Raw genomic sequence first — 511 nt, 5'->3', positions numbered from 1 at the left:
AAGTGTCATTGTTTTTGTGCGATAAATAAGAACATTTATCAGCTTTCCTAATTGTTAAAGAGCAGACTTTTTCGTTAAAAAAAGCCTTAGATAAATAATGTAACTTATCTAAGGCTTCTATCATGTTGGTCACTTCGTTAAAATGAAGTGGTGGAGCTATGCGGGATCGAACCGCAGACCTCCTGCGTGCAAGGCAGGCGCTCTCCCAGCTGAGCTATAGCCCCAACATGGTATGTATAAATAGAAATCCAATTTCAATACAAGAAATTGGTGGGTCTGGGCAGATTCGAACTGCCGACCTCACCCTTATCAGGGGTGCGCTCTAACCAACTGAGCTACAGACCCATCTAGAGTCTATCTATACGTCTCTTTACTTTCTAATCAAACAATCTGTGTGGGCACTCATTATTACTTGCGCCAATATACCGAAGTACAAAGGATGTGTTTCTTTACGTAAGGAGGTGATCCAGCCCCAGGTTCCCCTAGGGCTACCTTGTTACGACTTCACCCC

2 tRNA genes and 1 rRNA gene are annotated in these 511 nt (G+C 43.2%); all 3 read right to left on the bottom strand.

From position 1 onward, the window contains the following. Positions 1-148: 148 nt before the first annotated feature. Positions 149-224 (bottom strand) — tRNA-Ala (locus V5290_RS17625). A 44-nt stretch (positions 225-268) separates the two neighbouring features. Beyond that, positions 269-345: transfer RNA gene (locus V5290_RS17620), tRNA-Ile, on the bottom strand. Positions 346-454: 109 nt separating this feature from the next. Next, positions 455-511 (bottom strand): 16S ribosomal RNA (locus V5290_RS17615); the annotation flags it as partial.

Origin of the sequence: Psychromonas arctica (genome assembly GCF_036697365.1) — a bacterium.
Classification (GTDB): Bacteria; Pseudomonadota; Gammaproteobacteria; order Enterobacterales; family Psychromonadaceae; genus Psychromonas; species Psychromonas arctica_A.
The sequence above is the reverse complement of the archived record's forward strand: the minus strand, read 5'-3'. Positions and strand labels throughout refer to the sequence as shown.